General features: G+C 61.4%; 21 protein-coding genes and 1 tRNA gene. 7 read left to right on the top strand and 15 right to left on the bottom strand.

What is annotated here, in order from left to right:
* Positions 1-925 precede the first annotated feature (925 nt).
* Positions 926-1,924 (top strand): hypothetical protein, encoded by a 999-nt coding sequence (locus KF827_RS13685; RefSeq protein ID WP_291006533.1) that lies wholly within the window; start codon positions 926-928, stop codon positions 1,922-1,924.
* 155 nt (positions 1,925-2,079) lie between these two features.
* Here KF827_RS13685 and KF827_RS13680 read toward each other — a convergent pair whose 3' ends face one another.
* From KF827_RS13680 to KF827_RS13650, 7 genes are all read right to left on the bottom strand, one after another.
* Positions 2,080-3,492, bottom strand: coding sequence for a hypothetical protein (locus KF827_RS13680; RefSeq protein WP_291006531.1), 1,413 nt, complete (start codon positions 3,490-3,492; stop codon positions 2,080-2,082).
* 1 nt (position 3,493) lies between these two features.
* Complete coding sequence (locus tag KF827_RS13675) at positions 3,494-4,015, bottom strand: Mov34/MPN/PAD-1 family protein (RefSeq protein ID WP_291006529.1); 522 nt, start codon at positions 4,013-4,015, stop codon at positions 3,494-3,496.
* Entirely contained in the window at positions 3,969-4,454 is a 486-nt protein-coding gene (locus tag KF827_RS13670) for a hypothetical protein (protein WP_291006526.1), read from the bottom strand. The genes KF827_RS13675 and KF827_RS13670 overlap by 47 nt, the downstream gene beginning before the upstream one ends.
* Complete coding sequence (locus KF827_RS13665; protein ID WP_291006523.1) at positions 4,455-4,943, bottom strand: hypothetical protein; 489 nt, start codon at positions 4,941-4,943, stop codon at positions 4,455-4,457.
* 83 nt (positions 4,944-5,026) lie between these two features.
* Positions 5,027-8,386 carry an ATP-dependent helicase gene (locus tag KF827_RS13660; protein WP_291006521.1) on the bottom strand — a complete coding sequence of 1,120 codons (3,360 nt, stop codon included), beginning with the start codon at positions 8,384-8,386 and terminating at the stop codon, positions 5,027-5,029.
* A 2-nt stretch (positions 8,387-8,388) separates the two neighbouring features.
* Positions 8,389-9,021 (bottom strand): hypothetical protein, encoded by a 633-nt coding sequence (locus tag KF827_RS13655; RefSeq protein ID WP_291006518.1) that lies wholly within the window; start codon positions 9,019-9,021, stop codon positions 8,389-8,391.
* On the bottom strand, positions 9,018-9,671 hold the full coding sequence (locus tag KF827_RS13650; protein WP_291006515.1) for a hypothetical protein: 654 nt from the start codon (positions 9,669-9,671) through the stop codon (positions 9,018-9,020). The genes KF827_RS13655 and KF827_RS13650 overlap by 4 nt, the downstream gene beginning before the upstream one ends.
* Before the next feature lie 584 nt (positions 9,672-10,255).
* Here KF827_RS13650 and KF827_RS13645 point away from each other — a divergent pair.
* Positions 10,256-10,735, top strand: a complete 480-nt coding sequence (locus KF827_RS13645) for a DUF2924 domain-containing protein (RefSeq protein ID WP_291006512.1) — start codon at positions 10,256-10,258, stop codon at positions 10,733-10,735.
* Entirely contained in the window at positions 10,728-12,398 is a 1,671-nt protein-coding gene (locus KF827_RS13640) for a recombinase family protein (protein ID WP_291006509.1), read from the top strand. The genes KF827_RS13645 and KF827_RS13640 overlap by 8 nt, the downstream gene beginning before the upstream one ends.
* A 244-nt stretch (positions 12,399-12,642) precedes the next feature.
* Here the strand turns inward: KF827_RS13640 and KF827_RS13635 are convergent.
* The 7 genes from KF827_RS13635 to KF827_RS13605 form a co-directional block, all read right to left on the bottom strand.
* Positions 12,643-12,735, bottom strand: a tRNA-Ser gene (locus KF827_RS13635).
* Between the two features lie 67 nt (positions 12,736-12,802).
* Complete coding sequence (locus tag KF827_RS13630; RefSeq protein WP_291006506.1) at positions 12,803-13,333, bottom strand: YbaK/EbsC family protein; 531 nt, start codon at positions 13,331-13,333, stop codon at positions 12,803-12,805.
* 5 nt (positions 13,334-13,338) lie between these two features.
* Positions 13,339-14,019 (bottom strand): 2-hydroxychromene-2-carboxylate isomerase, encoded by a 681-nt coding sequence (locus KF827_RS13625; protein ID WP_291006503.1) that lies wholly within the window; start codon positions 14,017-14,019, stop codon positions 13,339-13,341.
* Between the two features lie 5 nt (positions 14,020-14,024).
* A complete protein-coding gene (locus KF827_RS13620) occupies positions 14,025-14,651 on the bottom strand; it encodes a glutathione binding-like protein (RefSeq protein WP_291006500.1) in 627 nt (208 codons plus the stop codon).
* A gap of 3 nt (positions 14,652-14,654) precedes the next feature.
* Positions 14,655-15,089 carry a GNAT family N-acetyltransferase gene (locus tag KF827_RS13615; RefSeq protein WP_291006496.1) on the bottom strand — a complete coding sequence of 145 codons (435 nt, stop codon included), beginning with the start codon at positions 15,087-15,089 and terminating at the stop codon, positions 14,655-14,657.
* A 10-nt stretch (positions 15,090-15,099) separates the two neighbouring features.
* On the bottom strand, positions 15,100-15,804 hold the full coding sequence (locus KF827_RS13610; protein ID WP_291006491.1) for a glutathione binding-like protein: 705 nt from the start codon (positions 15,802-15,804) through the stop codon (positions 15,100-15,102).
* Between the two features lie 126 nt (positions 15,805-15,930).
* On the bottom strand, positions 15,931-18,243 hold the full coding sequence (locus tag KF827_RS13605) for a PAS domain-containing sensor histidine kinase (protein WP_291006488.1): 2,313 nt from the start codon (positions 18,241-18,243) through the stop codon (positions 15,931-15,933).
* A 243-nt stretch (positions 18,244-18,486) separates the two neighbouring features.
* On the opposite strand from KF827_RS13605, the gene KF827_RS13600 reads away from it, so the two are divergent.
* Entirely contained in the window at positions 18,487-19,857 is a 1,371-nt protein-coding gene (locus KF827_RS13600) for a flagellar hook-basal body complex protein (RefSeq protein ID WP_291006485.1), read from the top strand.
* A 3-nt stretch (positions 19,858-19,860) separates the two neighbouring features.
* Here the strand turns inward: KF827_RS13600 and KF827_RS13595 are convergent, their stop codons facing one another.
* Positions 19,861-20,253 carry a hypothetical protein gene (locus KF827_RS13595; protein ID WP_291006482.1) on the bottom strand — a complete coding sequence of 131 codons (393 nt, stop codon included), beginning with the start codon at positions 20,251-20,253 and terminating at the stop codon, positions 19,861-19,863.
* Between the two features lie 159 nt (positions 20,254-20,412).
* On the opposite strand from KF827_RS13595, the gene KF827_RS13590 reads away from it, so the two are divergent.
* The 3 genes from KF827_RS13590 to KF827_RS13580 all read left to right on the top strand — a co-directional run bounded on the left by KF827_RS13590 (position 20,413) and on the right by KF827_RS13580 (position 23,538).
* Positions 20,413-20,835 carry a hypothetical protein gene (locus KF827_RS13590; RefSeq protein WP_291006480.1) on the top strand — a complete coding sequence of 141 codons (423 nt, stop codon included), beginning with the start codon at positions 20,413-20,415 and terminating at the stop codon, positions 20,833-20,835.
* Between the two features lie 66 nt (positions 20,836-20,901).
* Positions 20,902-22,242 carry a TolC family protein gene (locus KF827_RS13585; protein WP_291006477.1) on the top strand — a complete coding sequence of 447 codons (1,341 nt, stop codon included), beginning with the start codon at positions 20,902-20,904 and terminating at the stop codon, positions 22,240-22,242.
* Between the two features lie 15 nt (positions 22,243-22,257).
* Complete coding sequence (locus KF827_RS13580; protein ID WP_291006474.1) at positions 22,258-23,538, top strand: copper oxidase; 1,281 nt, start codon at positions 22,258-22,260, stop codon at positions 23,536-23,538.
* Position 23,539 lies beyond the last annotated feature (1 nt).

Genomic DNA, 23,539 nt, shown 5'->3' with positions numbered 1-23,539 from the left:
TCCTCCTTGATGCCAAAAACAATACATCAACTCGGACCACTTCAATGGGGGGAGATCACCGGCACTCGCCACTTTGACTGATACAAAAGTTAAGTATCAATTGATCTTGGTCAGCGCAGTTATGATGTATGTGGCGGAGGTTGAGCGGCTTGATAGCTTAATACGGCTTCGAGATTTGCTCGCACCGGGTGGAGTAATATTTGTTACTTTGCGGCATTCTTCGGAGAAGTCGAATGTGCCTGATCTTAGGGATGAGGACTTTCGTGAGATTGTCTCTAAAGCTCGCTTAAACATTATTCGCGAGACGAGTGCTCCAGATGTCCTTGGAAGGTCGGGTATTAACTGGACCTCCTTTGCGCTCACACGAGCCGCCCCTTAATCGGGCCGCCTACGGTGGAGGTTTCTGCCGGAAGATTGATTGCGACTCTGCGTCTGAGCGCGCGTGGACGGCTAGGGTCTGATCACCTGATAACTCGTAGTTTTGGCCACTCAGTAGCTTTCGCCAGAAATCTACTGTGCCAGGCTATTCTTATCGCAGCTAATCACGTCTCGACAGATGAGCTCCAGCTTACTTAACACACCGGCTGCGTAATATTGTAGGTGGGTTCTGAATAAATTCGACAGCATGGACAGAAGAGTTTTTCGTAACTCGGAGTATTGTTCTCCGGGCGTCGTCAGTTCGTCAAACAGTTTCAAGCGTATTCATCAATATCTCCATCGTAGCGTTCCTGGGTACACCTGCCCGGGCCTCAAACTGGCGAATAGTGACCACCCCGACCCCCGGCGGCGCTGGCGAGCGCCTGTTGTGACCAATCGAGGAGGGCGCGGGCGGCGCGACACTGGACGGGCATCATGGCAAAATCGGATCACGATCAATCGAGAATCGCTACAACGATCTAAAATAGACAGATTTGGATTGGCGCATATGACCCTTGTTCCGTTTCATGATGCTGACAATATCGGCGACCGCTTTCTCGCCCTTTTGAGCCGGCACAACATTAATGCGCCCGCCGGATCCTCATTTGAAGACGAGCTATTGTCCCTGTCCCAGCTCGTCGAAGTGATGAAAAATCCCGGCCTCGCTCACGGTGCAAACCAAGTCACCTTGCTTCGCGCGGCGGCCGGACTCCACGACTTCGCAGCCAAGGTGCTTTCGGTAGAACCCGTGGCCGAGTTCAACGGCTTTCTTCCCCATTTGCGTCTGATCGCTCAGACCAAAATGGCACCGGCTTCACTCGGCCAAAACATGTCGAGCTCCTACAACGATGACACCGCCCGGAAGATGGCGGAGCTGTACATGGGCTGCCTCGCAGCGCACGTCGGGACCCAGGTTGATTTGGACTCCCCGACGGCGGCCAAGGGCGACAATCCCGATGTAATCTTCACGGCCACGCCTACGGTGTGCGACGTCCCCCAGCAGCCCGAACGATGGGCGTTGGCAATCAAGACGATAGGTACGAGCCACGGTCAAACGATCTTCGAACGGATCAAAGAAGGTGGTGAACAGATCGACGATCCGAAATGCTCCGCTCAAAAGGGTATGGTTGTGATCAACGCAAAAAATGCACTCGATCACGATGCGCTATGGAACGGAACATTTTCCAATCTACAGTCCGCGATGGACGCACTTGGAAATCAACTCGACCTGCTCGCAGACAAAGCCAACACCAATCGACCACAATCCGACTGGGACGCGACCTTCTCGGGCAAGGTTAAGCGGCCGGTGCTGTTTCTCGGTCAAAGCCTAGTAAGTCTGCCGACGGCGGCAGGTGCGCGAACGCCGACGGCCCTGAAAATGCTCAAAGCTTACGGCGCGAATGGTGCGCTTGATCCCACCGCGAGCGGGCTCGCGCACTGTCTGAACTACTTCATGCAGACCATTTTGCTCGGTCTCCCAGGCGCTAATGGGAGGCAGCCACGCTGATCATCTTTGCTAGTCAGGCCGGGGATCGGTAGACCCCAAAGAAACGATTAGGCGTTTCGCTCGGCTTGGGAGGATCACCTCGCTCCGCCAGCCCGAGCGCACAGCCTATTTCCAAGAAAGAAGAGCAGCCGGTCTGCATGTCCTCGCACGGCTTATTACTTCTTGACGGCGTTGGCAGCAGACCATTTACCAGTAGAGCCGCCCGTTCCGATGTCAAGGACTGGACAGAAGCCGAATTCATAAACTCCCGCCTCTCGAGCGCAGGCCTCCACGTCCTCGAAACACATGACCGAGCCCGCGATCACCTCGTAGGACGCTCCCCCGTTCAGGCGGCGCAAGAGTTCTGAGATCACCTGCGCTGCGGCCACTAGGCCGACGAACGGAACTCCGACGGTTCGTGACGCGAGCTGCGCGAGGCCGCATGCATCAACGCCCTTGTCCTTGAGGTTGGCGTAGGCCGGCATGTGCGAAACGTCGGGCGTTTCCACGGACAGCGTCGTCGGCCAAAGTTCGCTTGCTCGGCGAAGCCCGGGAAAGGTGTGCATGGCGAAATTGCGGAAGCTCTGCGGGCCAGAACCCAACCCGGACTCGACAATCAGGTCAAACCCCGCATCTTCCAAAGCGCCACGGGCGGCTGCGTTGTCTACCCCGCACAGCGCCACAGCGGGTTCATCGGCCCGACGCCGCGACCAAGCGCCGAACCGGCGCTCTTCGAGATACGTCGTGAAACCCCGCGCCTCCAACCACTCCGCCGCGCGTCGCGTCTTCATCCGGCCCAGAACATCAAGGTTGGTGAGAACGGAGGTGCTGTCATTGGAAAGGGCTAGGCGGTCGAAATCCTGCAACACCAGTTCCAGCCCACCAAGCGGGTAAGGCAGGCAGGCCAGGAGCCAGGAATAGGCCTGACCGAGATTCCCTAGACCAATGAGCCACAACCGAGAGGGCAGGAACGCCAGAGCCGGCTCCGTTTCGTCGGCCTCGGTCCAATCGGCTCCCGGACGCCAGAGCGAGAGACCCGAAGGGCGCTTACCGGCCAGCGGGTGATCGCCGGCATGCAGCGCGAACACCTCGGCCGCGCAAGCGGCCGACGCCAGTGCCGGCGCCAGCGGCATGACCGTGTCATCATTCATCGCCCAACCGTCTCGGACTGGGACGACGCCGGCGCGCCAGCCCTGCCAAGTCACGCGCCATGCGCGCGTCTGAGGCGTCTGCATCTCGACTGATCCAATGACCGCCACCGGCCAGTCGGCTCGAGCATACGACGCAATACGCCCGCCAAGGTTCGACACCGCATCGGCCAGGCTGGTCTCCAGTGCGAGTCCGGTAAGGACTGGCGCATCGACCAGCCCGACGATCTCGACGCCCGCCAGGAACGTACGGCGCGCCAGGTTCACCAGGGTAAGCAGGGCGACTTGCGCGGCCTGGCTCGTCTGGATTTCAGGGCCGACAGCGATGGTGAGACCGAAGGTCTTCAGGAGATCCATGGCCTCCTCGGTCGTCTGCACGCGCCCGCTGTCCATGAAATACTTGGCGGTGCGGTGCAGGGAGATGTGAAGCGGCTCGGTCATGTCAGCTCCATAGGCCGGTGTAGAAAAAGCCACGGCGCACCCGCGGCGAGCGGTCGTGCCATTGGTGGTCGCCCCGGTATTCATAGATACCCACCTGATCCCAGCGGATCGGCGCGACCGCGAAATCGGGCAGGATCAGACCGACATGGCCGGCACGGGCGACCATCGGGTTGGTGCGGTCCGCTTCGCTCTGGATCGCGCGCCCACCATGGGTGTGCACGTCAGCCACCACGGTAAGCTTGCGCTCCCGGCAGAGGGACCAGAGCCTCGCGAAAGCGGGGGCGTGCAGGACGCAGACGCCGGTCGAGTACGCCTGCGGGTCGAGATCATCGTAGAAGACGACATCGGACACCTCCCGGCGCTCGCCGTTGGCGTGGCCCAGCAGGAAGGCTCCTGCTTCATGGACCCGCTCACCCCGGCGGTCGAGTTCTTGCGTTACCGCGTCCCACAGCCGCCTGGGGCAGCTCACGCGGTGATCAGGCGCGACGAACGCCCGAATAGTCGCTTTGATGGAAAAGGTCATAGAGCTGCTCCAGATAACAGATGATTCCGCGGCGCGGCTGCCAGAGCCGGCTGGGGTGTTCGTTGCGCCAGTTGTCGTGGCCTTCGATCGACAGGCGGTCGCAAGGCAGGTACAGGCACTGGCCGTCCTTCCAATCGGGCCTGAAGATGGACGGAAGGATCATTCTGCCCGTCGGCCACTGGCCGAACGGAAGTGGCCGGTTGGCTGAGATGTCCCAGGGCTGAGCTGTTGCCGGGTTCTGGCGGTAGCCGGAACACTCGAAGCGGAACCCATAGTCATCGGGGGCACCAGGCCGCGCGTCCGCACTGACAGCGATGATCGCATGCGGCCAAGTGGTGGATACATGCCTCCAGCGGCCCTCCACCTCGCCACACCGGAATTCCGGTGCGGCGAGGTCTTGTTCGAAGAGCAGCCGGTCAGGGGATACCGAGACGTTCATCTAGCCCTCGACGCGCTTTTCAGGGACGAGGTCGAAGCACACTGAGCAGACCGGGGCCTTGGTCAGCTCGCGCAGTGGCGTATCGGTCGCCGGCCGGTCCGTCGAGTTGCAGAGCTGGAGCACGTGCTCGGCGGCGTCGTGGTGGTTGAGCTTGAACGTCTCGACCGCCCAGGCCTTGACCTTCTTGACCCGCGCGCCCGGCGCGAAGGTGCGCTCCTCGCTATTCTCGAGATAGTGCACCGTCACCTTGATCTTGCGGCACCTGCTCACGTGGATGCGGCAGCCGCGCTTGATGGGCGGCAGGGGCTCGTGGTGCTTGTGCACCAGCGGCTCCTCCTCCTCATCGATGAAGATGAAGGTGTCGCCGTCGAGTTCAATCCCGAGCGCGGCGATCACGCTGTGCAGATGCTCGTGAGTCGCGTCCTGCGGCAGTTCGGCCTCGATGAGGCCCTCCCGCTCGTAAACCTGGATGAAAACAATGGTGGTCATAGTCGATCCTTTCCGGCGCCTTGATGGCGTCCTGTGAAAGGAGCGAAGTCAGTGAGGAAAAACCGGAAGCGGGGCTGGCAGGCTCACACGCCGCAGATGAAATAGCACTGGCAGTTCGGACATTGCCGCGCTTCGGGGATCGCCGGGAACTCACCGCGCTCGATGGCGGTGATCGCCTCGGCATATTCCCGCAGCAGTTTATCGTCGTTCTTGGCCGCCATCGGAACGTATTCGTCCGTGGCTGGATAATAGGCACCCACCGAGATGGAGCGACCTGGATAACGCTGGGTGGCGCCCTTTCGGATCAGCGCATAGACACGGCTGTCCGGCTCGGACTTCGTCTTGCGGCCCGTGCGGATTCGCTGAACGCGCACCCGACCATCCGGCGCGATGACCACCCGGTCCGGCGTGTAGGCGATCGTCCTGCCGCCGACCTGCACCGACCACGGCTCCCGGTCATAGGTCCCTGTTTCGGAGGCGATCAGGCGGGCGATGGACACTACCATCGTCTCCGCCGCCGCGCGGTAGTAACCCTCGAACCCGTGACCGCCAGGGCCGTGCTCCGCCCATTGGCGAGCGAGTTCCTGCAATGCCTGGTCGGGGCTCGCCGGCTGGCCTGTCTCGGCTTTCTGTTCAAGCCAGCCCATCGTGCGATGAACGCAGCGATGGAACCGCAGATAGGCAGACGAGTCCCGTCCCCCGCGCAAACCATCCAATACCTCATAGCGATAGCGCGCCGGGCACCTCAGATAGACATCGAGTTCCCGTTCGTCATAACCGTCGCGCGGCGCAAGTGGCGACCAGGCCTGCGCAGCCTTGAGCGCAGGCACCTGACCATTGAAACGCCTCACCTGAACATGACGAGAGACGGTGTCGAGAAACTTCGAAGCGCTAGCATTGACTTGGGTGTAGCGCTCGGCCCGGGTCAGGCAAAGATGATCTCGTGCACGCGAGAGGCCTACGAAGAACAGGCATTCCTCTTCTGCGTCGTGATCCTCTTTCTGCATAGTAAGCTTGCCGAGTGTCGCCGGCGGAGGGCATCGCACCCATTGACGATTGGTCGGCATGTAGCGTGTCGCAAGCGCCGGAAGATGCACCCCGCGGAACTCCAATCCCTTGCTGCCATGGATCGTCATCACCCGCACCGCGTCGAAATCCGCAGCTTCGGAGACAACAGCTCGATACCGGCTGTCCTGGCTTAGCGCTTCAATGCGGCGGATACGCTCGAGCAAAGCCTTGCGGCCCGGGTCGCGCAGATCGGCGTGTTCTTCGACATCATGTTGCTCGCTGCACACCTTGAGGAGCTGATAGATCGCGATCAGCTTCTGCTGCGCCTGGGCGTCCGGAGCCTCCAGCAAGGGCCGAAGATAGTTACTGCGTTCGAACAGCCAGGTCGTGAGCAGCGCCCATGGCGAGGTGGTTGGACCCATGCCGGCAAGATGCTCCGCCAGCTTGCGCAGACCCGCACGGCCGGTCTCGCTCAGGCCCTCAATCTCGTCCAGTCGAGCAAGGGCTTCATAGACGGTGTGGCCTTGGTCCTGAGACCAGCGAATGACCACAAGAGCATCGCCCTTGGACGCCGCATACTCTGGTAGTTGTGCGACACGGACCAACCCAATGCCGCCAAACTCCGCGTCGATAGCGACGAGGGAGAGTAGATCTCGGACATCGTCCCTTTCGAACAGGTCCCCAAGATAAAGGAGAGGAACGCCGAGCTGCTCCAGCACATCGGTGATGCGCGAAAGCGTGAGGTGGCTGCGCGCGAGGATCGCCTGATCTCGGTAGGCAATGCCGCTCGCACGAAGGGCTTCGATCTGATCGCGGATGGCAGCAGCCTCTTCCGTGACCGTGCCTGCCACGGTGAGCGACACCTCGCCAAGCTCACCGCGGAACGCACCCCAGTTCGCCGCTGCGCCGGAGTCGGCCGCCATGTGGCGCGAGAACTCTGAGAACGCGCGCACCACCGGCCCGCCTGAGCGGTAGTTGCTGGTAAGCGATACCTTCGAACCGTTGAAATCCGTCTGGAATCGCTCGACGTTGGCCGGCGACGCTCCACGGAATCTGTAGATTGACTGACGCTGATCGCCGACCACCCACACGTCCTGGCAGCCGCCGGCCAGCAACTGCAGTAGCCGTGCGCTCGCAAAGTTCACATCCTGATATTCGTCGACTAGGATGTGCTGAAAGCGCTGCTGGAACTCCACGCGGATGTCTTCGTGTTCCGCCATCAACTGCGCGGGCAGCATGACGAGATCGCCGAAATCAACCGCGTCAGCCTCACGCAGTGCATCCTGATAGATTTTGTAGATTTCCCCCACCTCGACCGCTTTCTCGGCAGCCTCGACTTCGTCATGCGTTGCATTGGCAAGCGCGGCCCTCGCCTCGGTCAGATAGTCCTCCGGCGAGATCAGCTCATCCTTACAGCGCGAGATTGCTTGGAGGACGTAGACCAGCTCGTAGGCTGGCTCGAACAGGTTCTGATAGTAGCGCAGCGGAAGGCGCGAGAGGTTCTCTTCGAGAAGCGCGAGCTGGGCAGTCTGATCGAGAATTTTGACGTCGGCGGTGCGTCCGAGACGGCCAGGCCATTTGGTGACCATCTCCAGACCGAAGCCATGGAATGTCCCGACCCACATCTCGATCGCCGCGTCCCGATGGGAGTCGGAAAGCCGCTCACGCATCTCTTCGGCAGCCTTGTTCGAAAAGGTGAGTGCCAGGATCGAACCCGAAAGAGCGCCCTGGCCGAGCACATGCCCGACCCGGTGCACGAGCGTGCGGGTTTTACCCGTCCCCGGTCCCGCATCGACGAGGAGAGGACCACCATCCCAGGTCGCCGCCTGCCTCTGGCTTTCATCAAGCTCGATCAGAACGGCCGGGCCGCGCTCGTCCGGTTCGCGAAGGGGCGGCAGCAACAGGGCGCGAATGGCCTGGTTGAGGACGAGACCGTAGGGAAGGCTCAACTCCTCGGCGACTTCCGAAGGGCGACGCCCCCTATTCACAATTTCGGAGCGCAGCCAGTCGGCGGGGCACAGGAATTCGCCGGCGAAGATATCCGCCTGCAACTCCTTGCGTTCGCGCGGCGAATAGCCCTCCACCACACCCGCGCCGCTGTCGATGGGATCCCCGCCAAGCTGCGCCTGAAGGTTTCGTACCTCGTTGCTCGGATCGTGATGGAGCTCCGAGTGACCGATCTCGTGAGCGATCACGACCACCTCGTCCTTCGGGTCCTGGCCACTGACGACGTACACGAGCCCGTCCGCACGTTCGAAAGACCCGTGCACGCCAATCCCGAACACTTCACCGGGCTGGCAATAACGCAGCTCCAGATCGGCATCTTTCAGGGCGGCATCGACGAGAGCGCGACCGCGACGATCACCCTGGGCGACACTCAACGCTTTTGAATGGCGAGCGCGTGCCTTCAACCGAATGTCGCGCCAGGCGTCCATGGTTAGTCCTCCTCAAGCCAGTAGGACTTGCGCTCCGGTGACATGCTGCTTCGCCGGATGCTCTCCTCATAACTGCACTGTATAATCGTGGGCTGCTGCGACGCCTTCGCGTGGCCCATGGAGGGATGGGACTGCGCGTAGGCAAGCGCATGGTCGAACTGCGCACGGGTCGCCTTAAGTTGGCCAAGCAACGCCCTAACCAATCGCGGCCCGATAGGAGGTGACATCCGCCCACGAAAAAGGTCCGACAGGACATCGCGGCCGACATCGATGGCGCGGCCGATCTGCCGTGTATCCAATCCCGCACTGGACAGCAGTTGGTCGAACGTCGCCTCCGGCGCAGCTTGAATTTTGCCCTGTTCAGCTGCTTGAGCATTGTAGATGGCGTTGAGTGCACGGCTGCGGGCACGGTTCATCATCAGTTCGTCGACCACTTCCTCCTCTGCTTCTTCCTCCTCTGCTTCTTCGTCAGCAGCCCAATCACGCATGATCCCGGCATGCGCGCGGATGTCGTCAGCGAACTCAGGGTAACGCTGTGTCCAGTCGATGATCTGATTAAGCGTCGGGGTGGCGCATTCCTGGTGGAATGCGAACAAGACCTCGTCCCGCCTCGTGGCTTTGGTTTGGTCCGTCATGACTTAGCTCCAAGAATGGTTCTGATCTCTTCCTGTGTCTCCTTGACCCAGGTCTCAGCGGTCTTTGCGCTCACGCCAAGCGCCGAAGCGATAGACTCGACCTTGGTGGAGTTGCGCGGCACGCCATCCATATGAAGACGGAAGGCGAGAACCTTCCGCGGATCGGAGATCCGCTTCAGCACGCTCTCGACCTGAGCACGCTCCTCGTCATCCGTCGCCAGGGCCTTATGTCCGTCCGGGCGCTGCTCTTCGTCCTCGGAATAGACGTACCGTTCCGAATGCAGTTGCTCACGGCGGATAGCGTCGGCGGCGCGGAGTTTGATTCGGGCAACAAACGCTGTCCGCATCCCAATGCCGTCTGCTGAGGTCGGCTTAAGGACAGCCTCGATCAGTTGTTGATGGACCTCTTCGATCATGTCCCACCCCTCGTTGCGATGGTTCTTGCCGATGTGCTTGCGCAAGATGCGCATCATGCGTTCGGCAATTTCATTCATGAGGGGATTGATGACGCGTGGATCGCCAAACGCACCGATTTGCTGGGCCGCAGCAACTAATTGCCGGCCCTGAATCATTCCAAGCGACTGGTTCTTGATGACCTGCCGCCAGGCGGCAATATCGTCGGGATCAGGTCCCTCTTCCAGTTTGTCCATAGTCCTTCCCCAACAGCCTTGGCGACGCGGTTCGGAGGTGGAGCGAAGCCAGATTGAAAAAACCGGAAGCGCTCCGCAGTATTTTTTACGTCGTCAGGTTGCTATGCTCAAGCTAGATTAGAACAGTTTGCGAACAAGGGGGATTTGCCCGTCAGTCGGGAGGCTAAGGTGAAAAGGCTTTGATGTTGGGACGGCGATCCCGCGCCTGTTGCGCGACGTCCTACCCCTGGGCAGGACTACATCCGTGAAGACGTAGTCAATCGCCCGCTCATCCAGTTCGGCGATCCCCGAGAGGCGGATGGGTTGATTGTCCGCTGCGGCAGGAGCCTACACTAATATTTATGATCGTATGCCTGCAATCTTACCTGACGACGCCATACCCGCTTGGCTAGGGGAGGTGGCAGCAGCAGAAGACGAATTGCTCATATTGCTTCAGCCGTGGGCCGGTGTTCTCGACATCGATACCCCATCACCTGCTGCAGGCAGAAAGCAGAGCCCATACGCGAATTCGGACACTTTGGAGCACATTTCGCTGGCTATGTCGGCCACGGTAAGCGTGTATGCGTCTCAAAGGAGCGCTATACATGTTGGGCTCGGCTCAGGGTCAGAAAGGCCGCATATCGGCTGAAATTAAGAAGCTGGAGGAGTTCCCGACGGCGCGGTTGAAGCAGCGCTGGCGTCGAAAATGGCCCGTTCAGCTCCCCAAGCAGGTCAGCCGAGAGCTTCTGGTTATAAGTTTAGCCTGGGAACTCCAGGCTTCAGAATTCGGAGGCTTGCCGCGGGAACTTCAGCGACAGATCGACACGTTTGCCAGCGATCTGAAGCGGTCCGGTAAGATAGATGGCAACGCCCCCATCCGCATCAAGCCGGGCACGCGGCTGGTACGGGAATGGCAAGGCGAGCGCCATGAGGTCACGGTGCTTGAGAAGCGCTTCGCATATAAAAACAAGCAGTTTGACAGCCTCTCTGAGATAGCCCGGGAGATCACCGGCACCCGCTGGTCCGGCCCGGTCTTCTTCGGATTGAAGAAGGTTTCTCGCCCGCGAGCGACCGTAGATGCCTAACCTGCGTTGCGCGATCTACACTCGCAAATCTTCCGAAGAAGGGCTGGAGCAGGACTTCAACTCGCTCGACGCCCAGCGTGAGGCCTGCGCTTCCTTCATACAAAGCCAGCGGCATGAAGGCTGGATGCCGATCCCAGACAGCTACGACGATGGTGGGTTGTCAGGCGGTACGATGAACCGCCCCGCCCTGCAACGTCTCCTCGACGATATTGAGAAGGGCCTGGTCGATGTCGTGGTGGTCTACAAGGTAGACCGACTGACACGCTCGCTCTCCGACTTCGCCAGAATCGTGGAGATTTTCGATAAGAAGGGCGTGTCCTTTGTATCGGTCACGCAGCAGTTCAATACGACCAGCTCCATGGGACGCCTGACGCTGAACGTCCTGCTCTCCTTCGCGCAATTCGAGCGTGAAGTAACAGGTGAGCGCATCCGGGACAAAGTCGCCGCCTCCCGCCGCAAAGGCATCTTCATGGGTGGCAACATTCCGCTGGGCTATGACTTGGATAATCGGAAGCTGGTGATCAATCAGACTGACGCCACATTCGTGCGGTGGATTTTCGATCGCTATCTGAAACTCGGCAATGCCTCGCTGCTCAAGGCTGAACTCGACCAAGACGGCATAAAGACGAAGGTACGCATCAGCAAGACCAGCCGGCAGATGGGTGACACGCCCTACACCCGGGGCATGCTCTACTACATCCTTAAGAACCGCGCCTATATCGGTGAGGCCGTCCATAAGGGAAAATCATATCCAGGCGAGCAAACCGCCATTGTCGACCAGGATGTCTTCGACAAAGTCCAAGCCTTGATATCGGCCAACCGTCAGAATCACGTCACTAAGAGCCGCACCCAGGATCCCAGTCTGCTGGCAGGACTCGTCTTTGACCACTATGGCCGCCGCCTATCCCCCAGCCATACTAACAAGAATGGCCTTCGGTACCGCTATTATGTCTCCGGACCGGCAAAGAGCCACGGACAAGATCTGCGCGCGATCCGTGTGGCTGCAGGCGACCTAGAGCAACTCGTCATCGATCGCCTTGTGTGCATGCTGAATTCACCACAGCGATTGGCGGAAATTCTGAATACCGACGGATTGACCGAAGGCCACACGCTCAAGACTCGCGAGGCACTAGTCGAATCACCTCAAGCGTCCGCAGATGTGCTTAAGCGCGTCGTCCACAAAGTCATCGTCGGCCAGGAGGAATTGACTCTCCAGATCGACAAGACCGGTCTAGCTGCCGCCTGCGGTCTGAGCGATGCCGGTCGGCCCCGGGGGTCGAAGGAGCAGATTTACTCCATGACCTTCAAAGCCAGCTTCCGCCGAATCGGCAGCGAGACCAAGATGATCATAAATGATGGACAATTGGGGAATGATAAGCCACGCCGCGACCTGGCACTCATCAAGGCGATGGCCCGGGCACATGCATGGGCCAAGCAGTTGCACGCCGGCAAGGTCAGATCGCTGAATGAGATTGCCACGGCCGAAGGCCTCACCCGAGGCTATGTGTCGGCCATCATCAGGATGGCTTACCTGGCACCGGACATCACCGAAGCCATCCTTGAAGGCCGCCAACCGCAGACCTTGATGCTCAAGGACATGATGAGGACCATTCCGCCGAATTGGACCGATCAGCGGCGAATGTTCGGTTTCACGGTCGCCTGATCCTCACCCAAAAGCTGGAGAATGATTCGGGCCGTGTAGTGCACGGCCACGCTCGTTCAGCGGCGGAAATTCAAAACGAGACTTCGTGGGTGGGGTCCGGAGAAAACCGGCCGTTCAGCCAGCCAATGACGTCCGAGATGCCGCCCCGAAGCGTCGATCTCCCGGGCCATATCTGCGCAAAGCGCGCGGAATGTTTGATCATTTGGCGCCCCGCGGAGAACCAGTTCTCCAAGGGCTGACTAGGTGGCGGAGGGGATGGGATTCGAACCCACGGTACAGGTTTACCCTGTACAACGGTTTAGCAAACCGCCGCCTTCAGCCACTCGGCCACCCCTCCGCACGCGAGTGGGTTTTACATTACACGGCGTATGCGGGGCCTCTTCTAAGGGCCGGGGGCTGGGCTGTCAACGTTCCGGGGCGAGATCATCCGCCCGGATACCCCCGGTCCAGGCGCAAAGTTCCTGGAATTGCAGGGGAAACACTGTCTTGGGATGGCCGGCGGCCGCAAAAAGCTGGGGAAAGCGGGTCAGGCTGCCATCTATCGCCAAGGGCAATCTGCCCGGATGGCCAAGCGGCGAGACACCCCCGATGGCGAATCCGGTGGCCTCGCGCACCAATTCGGCCGAGGCCCGCTTGGGGGGCCCAGACAAGCCCAGCGCCCGGCCAAGCGCAGCCGTGTCGCACATGCGGTCGCCAGCCACCAGGGCCATCACCGCCCCCATGCCGCGGCTGCCATCGCCGTCCGCTCCGATGCCGCTCCCATCAAACACCAGGGATTTGACGATGGCGCCCACCGGACAGCCCAGGGCAGAGGCGGCCTCGGCGGCTGTGCGGGCGGAATCGCCCAGCGCGATAACCCGCTCGCCCGCACCCAGGGCCAGCAGAGCCTGGCGCACGCGTCGCACCGAGGCATTCTCAAGAATATCGGCACTCATGCCGCTTACGCCCCCTGCCCGGCTTCCTGCGGCTTTTCATATTCCAGCCAGGGCGAAGCGGCCCAGGCCAGCGCCTGTTCCAGGCGGTCGTTACCCCAGAACACCTCGCCGCCAGTGCCATTCTCGCTGCTGCCCACCACGAAACTCGGCGCACCGAACAAGCCGCCCTCGATGGCATTTTCCACCTGGCGGGTCAGCCGCGCCTTGATGGCGGAGGATTTCATCGCGGTGAGCAGATCGGCGGCATCATGGCCGAGTTCGGAAACGATGCCGGCCAGCACCAGATCGTCGCCGATATCGCGATCCTCCACGAAAGCCGCGCTATACAGCGCATGGATCAACTGTTCACCCCAGCCGCGCTCCTGCGCCACCAGGGTAAGCCGTGCGGCATTCAGCCCGGCCGGCGGGTAGCGTTTGGGCAATTGCCAGGGAATGCCATACAACGCGGCATGGCGCTTCAGGTCGCGCCAGCGGTAATGCCGCTCAGCCGGCGACATTTCCATGAACGGCCCGGTGCTGTTGGAGCGGCGCTGGAAAATCGGCCCGAGCAGGAAGGGCCTCCAGTCGATCTCGCAGTCCGGTACGCGCTCCCTGGCCAACGCGCCCACCCGCGATACCGCGAGATAGGCATAGGGCGAGGCATAATCGAACCAGACGCTGAGCCGCCGGGGCTTTGTGGTGGACATGCGGATCAGGGCACCTCGAAGCCGCGCTTCACGGCGGGGCGTGCACCGATGGCATCCATCCAGCGCTGCACGGCCGGGAATTTGGCCAGATCGACACCCTGCCATTCATAGCGCGTGGCCCAGGGATAAGCCGCCATGTCGGCAATCGAATAGTCGTTGCCGGCAAGATATTCGTTCTTCGCCAGGTGGCCGTTCAGCACGCCATAGAGCCGCGCCGTCTCGGTGGTGAAGCGGTCGATGGCATAGGGCACCTGCTCCTTGGCGAAGCGCAGGAAATGATGGGTTTGCCCCAGCATCGGGCCGAAGCCGCCCATCTGCCACATCAGCCATTGCAGCGCGCGCATGCGGCCCTGGGCATCCTTGGGCAGGAACTGGCCGCTCTTCTCGGCCAGATAGATCAGGATCGCGCCGCTCTCGAACACCGCATAGGGCTTGTCGCCATAGCCGGCCGGCGGCGCATGATCCACGATGGCGGGAATCTTGTTATTGGGATTCACCGCCAGGAAATCGGGCGCGAATTGCTCATCCTTGGAGATATTGATCGGAAAGGCCTGATACGGCAGACCGGTTTCCTCCAGCATCACGGAAACCTTGCGGCCATTCGGGGTGGCCCAAGTGTAAAGATCGATCATCCTTCAAACCCTCTTCAGGAAGTGAAACGCACTGACGGTATATTTCTGCCGGTGATAAAACCGATGCGCATCCAAACGCTGGGTGCCGCTATCCAGATCCACCACGCCGAAGCCCTCTTTGCGAGCCAGCGCTTCCACCCAATCCAGCAGGGCCGCGCCATGCTGTTTCGAGCGCTCGCTGGCGCGGGTTACCAAATCATCCACGTAGATCACCTTGCCATGCACCAGGCGCTCCTGGCGGCGAAAGCCCAGGCAGGCAACCGCCTGTCCGTCCGCTGCGGCAATATAGGCCAGCACATAGCCTTCCTGCTGCTGACGGCGCACGCGCGCAATCAGGTCTGCGGCATCTTTCAGATGCGGACGCAATTCATGCAGGGCAGCAAAACAGGCGGCGATCTGCGCGTCGCTTTCGGCGATGATCACTGGCGATTGGCTCATGGCGCGATACTCAGGCCTTTACTACGGCAGCGGTCTGGCCGAACAGCATCTTGCGCGCTTCCTCGGTCACCGTTGGCACGCCCTGGTTCACTTCCTTGCCCTTCTCGTAAACGATCTTGGTGGCAGGCCGGGCCCAGATGGCATCGAACCAGCGCTTGAGATTGGGAAAATCCTCAAGCTTCTGGCCTTGGCGCTCATACGGCACGATCCAGGGATAGCTGGCCATGTCGGCAATCGTGTATTCATCGCCGCAGATGAAGGCGCGGCCTTCCAGCCGCTTGTTCAACACGCCATAGAGCCGGTTGGTCTCATTCACATAGCGGTTGATCGCATAGGGAATCTTTTCCGGCGCATACTGGCTGAAATGATGGTTCTGGCCGCACATCGGGCCAAGCCCGCCCATCTGCCAGAACAGCCATTCGGTGCAGACCACGCGGCCGCGCGGATCGGCGGGGATGAACTTGCGGTATTTGTCGGCCAGATACAGCAGGATGGCGCCGCTCTCGAATACGCTGATCGGCGCACCGCCGCCGGCCGGCTCATGGTCCACGATGGCGGGCATGCGGTTATTGGGGGCGATCTTCAGGAAGTCGGGCTGGAATTGCTCGCCCTTGCTGATATTCACCGGCTTGATCGTGTAGGGGATGCCGGCTTCCTGCAGAAACAGCGTAATTTTATGGCCATTGGGCGTCGGCCAGTAATACACGTCGATCATAGCGCTCCCCTTGTTTCAAAAACTCCCGGCCCGAGATAGCGCAGCCGGCAATATGGTCAACCATGTAGCCCCGAAATGTCTGACGCGCCAGGGCCATACCAGAGCCATACCAAAGTTATGCCTGGGTCATGCCGCCCGCACGGTTTTGTCTTTCAGCGGCCGGTCATCGGGCGCCCGCACCGGAAACAGGATGGAAAACACGCTGCCATTGCCCGGCCGGCTTTGCACCGAAATGCTGCCGCCCAGGCTCTGGGTCACCAGGGTGTAAACGATATGCAGGCCCAGGCCGGTGCCGCCGGTGCCGCGCTTGGTGGTGAAGAATGGATCGAACACCCGGGGCCGCACTGCCTCGGGAATGCCGCGGCCATCGTCGCTCACTTCCAGTTCCATGCGGTCGGCGCGGATCGGCGCCACGCGCACGCGGATCAGGCCAGGCTTGTCGCGATCCGTATAGCCATGCTGCAGGGCATTCATCACCAGGTTGGTGACGATCTGGCTGAAGGCGCCTGGGCGATGCTCGATGCTGAGGCCTTCCGGGCAATCGATCTCCACGCGATGCGGCGTGCGGCGCAGAGCCGGCGCCAGGCTGACCAGCACTTCATGCAGATACGGCCCCACCTCGAACAGCCGCGGTTCGTCGCTGGCCTGATCGGCGGAAACCTGTTTCAACGCCCGCATCAGCCGTGCGGCGCGGGCCAGGTTGGATTGCAGAATGCGCGCGGCCTCGGCGGCGGCGCTCTGGAAATCCTCCAACCAGGCACGGTCCAGCGGCTTCTGGTCATCACGCAGAATCTCGCCCAGTTGATTCAACTCCTCGCCCAGATGCGAGGCGGCGGTGACGCCGATCCCCAGCGGCGTGGAAATCTCGTGGCTCATATTGGCCACCAGCGAACCCAGCGACGCCATCTTCTCGGCCAGGATCAGATTGGATTGCGCCTGACGCAGATCGGCCAGCATACGCTCGGCTTCGGTCTTGGCGCGGCGCAACTCATCCTCGATATGATGACGCTCGGTGATGTTGGATCGCAGCACCACCAGGTCGCCGCCGGCGGTCACGCGCTCCTGCACCAGATACCATTCGCCCTGCAGCGTGCGCACATCCAGGCTACGCTCCTGCATCTCGCTGCGATCCAGCATATGGCTCTGCGCGCCCGGCTGGCGTTCGGCCGGATCGAACACCCCGCGCTCATATCCCACGGCCAGCAGCTCATCGAAATGCTTGCCCTGGGCATCCTCAGCCGTAAGACCATACAAGCCGGCATAACGGCTGGAACAGATCACCAGGCGATCCTGCGCATCATAGATGGCAAAGCCATCGCCTGCGGCTTCCACGGCATGGCGCAGCCTGCGCTCGGCGGCCACCCGCTCGGTGGCATCGGCAATGGTCAGCGCCAGAGAACCATCGGGCAATCGCCCCAGGGTGAAATCCAGGATGCGACCGGTCGGCTTATGGCGCGCCGACAGCACATTCACCTCGCCTGAGGCGAGACGATCCATATGCTGGCGGAAATCATCCACGCCATGCTGGCCGAAATCGCCGCGGGCGGCCAAGCGGCGCAGCAGGGAATCCAGGCTCGTGCCCGGCTCGGCCAATTTGGGGTTCACCGCCATCAATTCGATAGCGCGGCGGTTTGCGGTGTGCAAATGCCCGTGGGGATCGAACAACGCCACGCCCATCGGCAACGCATCCAGCGCCCAGGCCTGATAGGCCTCGCGGCGCAAAGTTTCGGCGCGCGCCGCATCGCGTTCGGCATGGGCCCTGGCGGCCATGCTCTGCGCCAGGAAATTCCGCCGCCGCATCTCGCGGGCCTTGCGCATGCCGAAAAAGCCCAACAGGTTCACCGCCAGCAACAGCAGGCCGAGGATATAAATCTCGTCCAAGCTCTGCTCGAAACTGTATGCGGCGCAGAACAGATAGGCGATGGAAAGCCCGCCGGCATTGAACACCGCCGCCAGACCGCCGGTGGCTATCACCAGGTAATAGCCATATACGGCCGCGAGCGTTACCACCGCCGGCAAGACCAGGCCCTGCGGGGCGATCAGCCATTGCAGCAAGAATTGCAGGCTGAGCATGAACTCGCCAAACGTAATGACGGCAAACAACCGGGTGGTGGTTTCGGCGCGCTGCACGGCAAACAGATAGATCCCCGAAACGCCCAGGCCGAACAAACGCAGCGCCGCTACATAATAAAACGCCGCCTCGCCTGCCAGCAGCCAATAATCACGCGCCAGCGAAAGCATGAACAGGATGGTGATCACATAGCCGGAGATACGCGCCATATCCCGTATCTCATCCAGGATCGTGGCGCGGAAGGCGGTTTCCAACACGGCGTCGCGGAATTCGCCGCTATGGCTGAAATAGCCGGCGGCAGGATCCGCGCCAGGTGCCGGACCTGCAGCGGAAGGATCAGGGGTGGAAGGGAGCGCGGTTACCGACATGCGGCCATTATCGCGCTCCGGCTGCCTGCTGCCAATGGCAGAGCGGAGCCATCATCACACCGCCGATATGCCGCCGCCTTGCACCGGCAGTTTTCACCCACCCGGCAAAATCTGCCGGGTGCCGGCTTCGGCGGCGGCCATAAAAATCCCAGTAAACCGCCTTGTTAGACAAAAATCAGGCTTGGCATGGGCTTTGCTGATAGAGGGCCAACGCTATTCTTATGCCCGCCACAGGAGGCCAGCATGACCTTTTTCGGAGCCCTCGGCACCGCCGTTTCCGGTGTGAATGCCGCTGCCACCTGGGTTAGCAATATCTCCGACAACATCGCCAACTCCACCACCAATGGCTACAAGGCGGTGGAAACCCGGTTTTCCGACCTGGTGCATAACAAGGTGCTGGGCGACAGCCCGGTGATCGACAGCAACAAGCATGGCGGCGTGCTCGCCTATGCCAAGTTCGAGAACCGCGCCCAGGGCGGCTATCTGCAAACCGGCGTATCGACCAATTTCGCCGTCAGCGGTGCCGGCTTCGTGCCGGTGGGCAAAGCCAGCAACGTCACCTACAGCACCAATGCCGATGGCGAACTCGTGAAGAATGTGACGCTGGAGACCGCACCCTATTACACCCGCCTGTCTGACTTCACGCTGGATGCCGGCAATTATCTGGTCAACTCGGCCGGCTATTACCTGATGGCCAGCCCGATCGGCACCACCAATCCGGCGCTGTTCCAACTCGACGACAGCCCGATCGACCCGATCCCCAGCAGCAACATCGATTTCACCGCCAACCTGCCCGCCAACGCCGAAATCGGCGCCAGTTTCAACAACACCACCACGATCTACACCTCGGACCCCGCCAGCACAGGCGAAGGCGTGAGCATGACCTGGGTGAAGGGCGCAGGCAACACCTGGGATCTCACCATCTCCGCCGGCGATACCGGCCAGACCACATTCGGCCCGGTCACCGTCAGCTTCGCCAATGGCTCCACGCCGCCCTTCCAGACCGGGCGCCTTGAAAGCCTCGCCACCGCCGATGCCGGCCTTACCGTCAGCGCCTCTGCCGATGGCTCGCCCGCCACGATTGCCTTCACCGCCGATTTCGGCGGCGTGCAACAGGCCCTCACGCTCAATCTCGGCAATTTCAACGGCGGCTTCGATGCCACCGCCACTTCAGGCCTTACGCAATATTCCACCGCCAATGGGCGCCAGAGCAATGTGGATATCACACAGGACGGCCTGCCCGGCGGCGACTTCTCTTACCTGTCGTTCAATGAACTCGGCCATATCGTCTACAATTACGACAATGGCCGCAGCCAGACCGAATACCAGGTGACGCTGGCCAACTTCAACGAACCCGACCGTCTCGATCGGATTGATGGCACCGCCTTCCAGCCCACCCGGGCATCGGGCAGCGTGTTTCTCGGCAATATCGACGATCCGGATAATCCGGCCGGTGTGGGCCATTTCGTAACCGGCGCGGTGGAACAATCCACCGTGGACGTTGCCGAGCAGATGACCAACCTGATTCAAGCCCAGCAAGCCTATGGCCTCAACGGCCAGGTGATCACTGCCGCCGACCAGATGCTGAGCCGGTTGATCGAATTGAAGAGCTGATAGTCAGGCCGGCGTACAGCGCACGGTCATTTTCGGCACGGTGTAGCGGCACAGCATATCGGCGGGCTGGCGGCTGCCAGCGGCTACCTTTGGCGGCGCGATCTTGAAGATATCGGTTTCCATCCGCCGCACGGCATATTGGTTGGAAAACCGCAGCCAGCCGAAACTGTCGAAATAGCTGCTCAGGCCATTGGAAAAAACCAGTTCGCGCTTGCGGTTCTTTTCCACCGAAATGCCGTTGGAAAACATCAGCCGGCCGCCGGCCTCTTCCTTCATGGTCAGATCGTTGGAGCAAATCGCCTGGGTTTCATCGGCGGTCAGGCGGCATTGGAAAGGCGGCGTGGGTGCCGAGAGCAGCACCGCAAAAATCGTCGCTTCCATCAGATTGATCGCCATCTCCTGCCCTCCCTGTGCCGCTCGGCCAGGCCACACTCGGCCCGGCCAAACTCGCCCGGCCAAACTCGCCCGAGCTTGACCTTCCCACCTGGGAAGGTTCTATAAAGCCTGATGATGCACCCGCGCGCGCACAGGATCAATCCACCGCTTTTCCGCCCTATGCTTTTCAGGCGGCGGATCGTTGCCGCCCTGGCTGCGCTGGCCATGCTCTGGGCCGGTATGCTGGCGCCGCTGCTGGCCGCACAAGCCATGGAGCGGACAGCCATGGAGCGGACGATGAGCCTTTCAGCCGCAACGCAGATGCAGACGGTTGAAACCAGCCATGATTGCCATAATGCGTCGCAATCCGAGGCCGCTGTGCCACTAGCAGCAGATATGCATTCTGCCATGCAAAACGATCATGGCATGCCCTGCCCGCCGGATTGCCAGTTCTGTGCTTTCTGCGCCATCGCCGCTGCATTGCCAGCGCCGGCAGTTGAAACCATCCCCGAAGCTCTGGCCCTGCTCCCTGGCCTGCTGCCAAATGGCCGCCTGCCCAGCGGCCGCAGCCTGTCGCCACCGCCCGAACCACCTCGCGCCTGACTTCCGCCACATCCGCGCCGGCCATTGCCGGTGTGTTGCCGGAGTCCATTCGCAAGGTGATTCACAATGCCGCATTCCCGATCCTGGGCTGCGCTGGCCGCGTTATTGGCGCTGCCGCTTGCTGCCTGTACCCAACCGCTGACCCGCCAGGCTTTCGATGACGTGGCCAGCCGAACCGAAAGCATCGCCGGCGCCCGCCCGGCCTGGCCACAGGATGCGGCGGAAACTGCCGTCAATGCCGAGGCGATACGGCAATTGCTGGCCAAGCCGCTGGATGCCGAAGCCGCCATGCGCGTGGCCTTGCTGAACAATCCTCGCCTGCGCGCCGATTTTTCCGCCCTGGGCTTGAGCGCCGCCGATTTACAGGCCGCCCGCCGCCCGCCCAATCCGGGTTTCAGCTTTGCCCGACTGCGACGCGGCAGCGATATCGAAATCGACCGCGGCATCGGGGTCGATCTGCTGGGATTGCTGAGCCTGCCATTGCTGTCCGATATCGAGGCACGGCATTTCGAGACCGCCAAGCTGAATGCCACGCGGCACGCGCTGAACCTTGCGACAAAGACCCGCACCGCCTGGTATCAAGCGGTGGCGGCAGCGCAGACACTGGCACTGCATGATCGATTGCGGGATGCCGCCTCCGTGCAGGCCGATCTGGCACGCGAGATGCGGCGCGCCGGCAACATCCCGCTGCTGGATCAGGCCCGCGCGCAATTACTGCAGGCTGAAATCGCGTTGGCCCATGCCGCCGCGCGGCAGCAGGCCTGGTTGACACAGCAAAGGCTGGGCCTGCTGCTGGGCCTGGAGGATGGCTTCGCCCTGCCCGACAGACTGCCCGAGCCACCGGAACAGGCGCGCCGGATCGCCGATATCGAGGCGCAGGCGATTGCCAACCGCCTGGATATCCGCATCGCCGAAGCCGAACTTGCCGCTATGGCGCGTGCCGATGGCCTGAGCAATGCCACGCGCTTCGTGAATCTGCTGGAAGGCGGCCTAGTGCGTAACAGCGAAAGCGGAAGAGCCGACCAGACCGGCTATGAATTGCGCTTCGAATTGCCGTTATTCGATTTCGGCGACATCAAGAGCAGTCGCGCGGCTTATCGCCATGCCCAGGCACGCGACAATCTGGCCGCACTGGCCCAAGAAGCACGCGCCGAGACCCGCGCGGCCCACGCCACCTATAACACGGCCTTCGATCTGCAACGTCAGCGCCGCACCGAAATCCTGCCGCTGCATCAGCGTATCCAGGAAGAAATGCTGCTGCGCTACAACGGCATGCTGGCCGGGCCATTCGACCTGCTGGCCGAAACCCGCGCCGGCCTGATGGCCGCAATTGCCGCCATCGAAGCACAGCGGGATTTCTGGCTCGCCGACAGCGCATTGCGCTTTGTCATTCATGACGCCCTCTGATCCGCGGAGACATTCATGCTCAACCGACGCACCCTTCTCTCCGCCGCAGCCGGCAGCGCCGCCTTTGCCGCCGTGCATCGTTCAGCGCTGGCCGCCCTGCCAGAGCCGGCCTATCCCGCAGGTCCGGCCACCGCACCGCCGGCGTTGCCCGCCAATGGCAGACCGTTTCAGCCCGTTGTTACGCTCAATGGCTGGTCGGCGCCCTGGCGGATGAATAACGGCTGGAAGGAATTCCATCTGGTAGCCGAACCGGTGCAACGCGAAATGGCGCCAGGCATGATGGCCAACCTCTGGGGCTATAACGGCCAGTCGCCCGGCCCAACCATCGAGGTGGTGGAAGGCGATCGCTTGCGCATATTCGTCACCAACAAGCTGCCGGAGCACACCACCATTCATTGGCATGGCATGCTGCTGCCCAATGGCATGGATGGCGTAGGCGGCCTCACCCAGCCGCATATCCCGGTGGGCAAAACCTATGTGTATGAATTCGCCGCGCGCAAGAGCGGCACTTTCATGTATCACCCCCATGCCGACGAGATGGTGCAGATGGCGATGGGGTTGATGGGCAGCTTTATCGTGCATCCGCGCGATCCCATGCTGCACCGGGTGGATCGTGATTTCGTGTTTCTGCTCAACGCCTACGATATCGAACCCGGCAGCGCCACGCCTAAAGTGATGACGATGACGGATTTCAATCTGTGGAGTTGGAACAGCCGGGTGTTTCCCGGCATCGATCCACTGGCCATACGGCAAGGCGACCGCGTGCGCATCCGGGTGGGTAACCTCACCATGACCAACCATCCGATCCACCTGCATGGCTATGATTTCCGGGTCACCGGCACCGATGGCGGCTGGGTGCCGCCTGCGGCGCAATGGCCGGAGGTGAGCGCCGATATTCCGGTGGGCGCCATGCGCTGCATCGAATTCGATGCCACCGAACCGGGCGATTGGGCGCTGCATTGCCATAAGGCGCATCACACCATGAATGCCATGGGCCATGCCGTGCCCACCATGATCGGCGTGGATCATGGCCATGTGACCAAACGCATGGTGTCGCTGATCCCGGATTACATGGCGATGGGCCAGAACGGCATGGCCGAAATGGGCGACATGGAGATGCCGTTGCCGGAAAACACCCTGCCGATGATGACCGGACGCGGGCCGTTCGGTCCGCTGGAAATGGGCGGCATGTTCACCGTGGCGAAAGTACGCCGCAATCTGGCGCGCAACGACTACCGCGATCCCGGCTGGTACGACCATCCGGCCGGAACCGTCGCCTATGAATGGAAGGGATAGA

Source organism: Ferrovibrio sp. (assembly GCF_019636075.1).
Taxonomy (GTDB): Bacteria; Pseudomonadota; Alphaproteobacteria; order Ferrovibrionales; family Ferrovibrionaceae; genus Ferrovibrio.
This window is presented reverse-complemented; position numbering and strand designations above follow the sequence as displayed.

Coding starts and splice junctions, on each gene's coding strand:
- KF827_RS13685 (WP_291006533.1), top strand. CDS start 926: ATGACCCTTGTTCCGTTTCATGATGCTGACAATATCGGCGACCGCTTT.
- KF827_RS13680 (WP_291006531.1), bottom strand. CDS start 3,492: ATGACCGAGCCGCTTCACATCTCCCTGCACCGCACCGCCAAGTATTTC.
- KF827_RS13675 (WP_291006529.1), bottom strand. CDS start 4,015: ATGACCTTTTCCATCAAAGCGACTATTCGGGCGTTCGTCGCGCCTGAT.
- KF827_RS13670 (WP_291006526.1), bottom strand. CDS start 4,454: ATGAACGTCTCGGTATCCCCTGACCGGCTGCTCTTCGAACAAGACCTC.
- KF827_RS13665 (WP_291006523.1), bottom strand. CDS start 4,943: ATGACCACCATTGTTTTCATCCAGGTTTACGAGCGGGAGGGCCTCATC.
- KF827_RS13660 (WP_291006521.1), bottom strand. CDS start 8,386: ATGGACGCCTGGCGCGACATTCGGTTGAAGGCACGCGCTCGCCATTCA.
- KF827_RS13655 (WP_291006518.1), bottom strand. CDS start 9,021: ATGACGGACCAAACCAAAGCCACGAGGCGGGACGAGGTCTTGTTCGCA.
- KF827_RS13650 (WP_291006515.1), bottom strand. CDS start 9,671: ATGGACAAACTGGAAGAGGGACCTGATCCCGACGATATTGCCGCCTGG.
- KF827_RS13645 (WP_291006512.1), top strand. CDS start 10,256: ATGTTGGGCTCGGCTCAGGGTCAGAAAGGCCGCATATCGGCTGAAATT.
- KF827_RS13640 (WP_291006509.1), top strand. CDS start 10,728: ATGCCTAACCTGCGTTGCGCGATCTACACTCGCAAATCTTCCGAAGAA.
- KF827_RS13630 (WP_291006506.1), bottom strand. CDS start 13,333: ATGAGTGCCGATATTCTTGAGAATGCCTCGGTGCGACGCGTGCGCCAG.
- KF827_RS13625 (WP_291006503.1), bottom strand. CDS start 14,019: ATGTCCACCACAAAGCCCCGGCGGCTCAGCGTCTGGTTCGATTATGCC.
- KF827_RS13620 (WP_291006500.1), bottom strand. CDS start 14,651: ATGATCGATCTTTACACTTGGGCCACCCCGAATGGCCGCAAGGTTTCC.
- KF827_RS13615 (WP_291006496.1), bottom strand. CDS start 15,089: ATGAGCCAATCGCCAGTGATCATCGCCGAAAGCGACGCGCAGATCGCC.
- KF827_RS13610 (WP_291006491.1), bottom strand. CDS start 15,804: ATGATCGACGTGTATTACTGGCCGACGCCCAATGGCCATAAAATTACG.
- KF827_RS13605 (WP_291006488.1), bottom strand. CDS start 18,243: ATGTCGGTAACCGCGCTCCCTTCCACCCCTGATCCTTCCGCTGCAGGT.
- KF827_RS13600 (WP_291006485.1), top strand. CDS start 18,487: ATGACCTTTTTCGGAGCCCTCGGCACCGCCGTTTCCGGTGTGAATGCC.
- KF827_RS13595 (WP_291006482.1), bottom strand. CDS start 20,253: ATGGCGATCAATCTGATGGAAGCGACGATTTTTGCGGTGCTGCTCTCG.
- KF827_RS13590 (WP_291006480.1), top strand. CDS start 20,413: ATGCTTTTCAGGCGGCGGATCGTTGCCGCCCTGGCTGCGCTGGCCATG.
- KF827_RS13585 (WP_291006477.1), top strand. CDS start 20,902: ATGCCGCATTCCCGATCCTGGGCTGCGCTGGCCGCGTTATTGGCGCTG.
- KF827_RS13580 (WP_291006474.1), top strand. CDS start 22,258: ATGCTCAACCGACGCACCCTTCTCTCCGCCGCAGCCGGCAGCGCCGCC.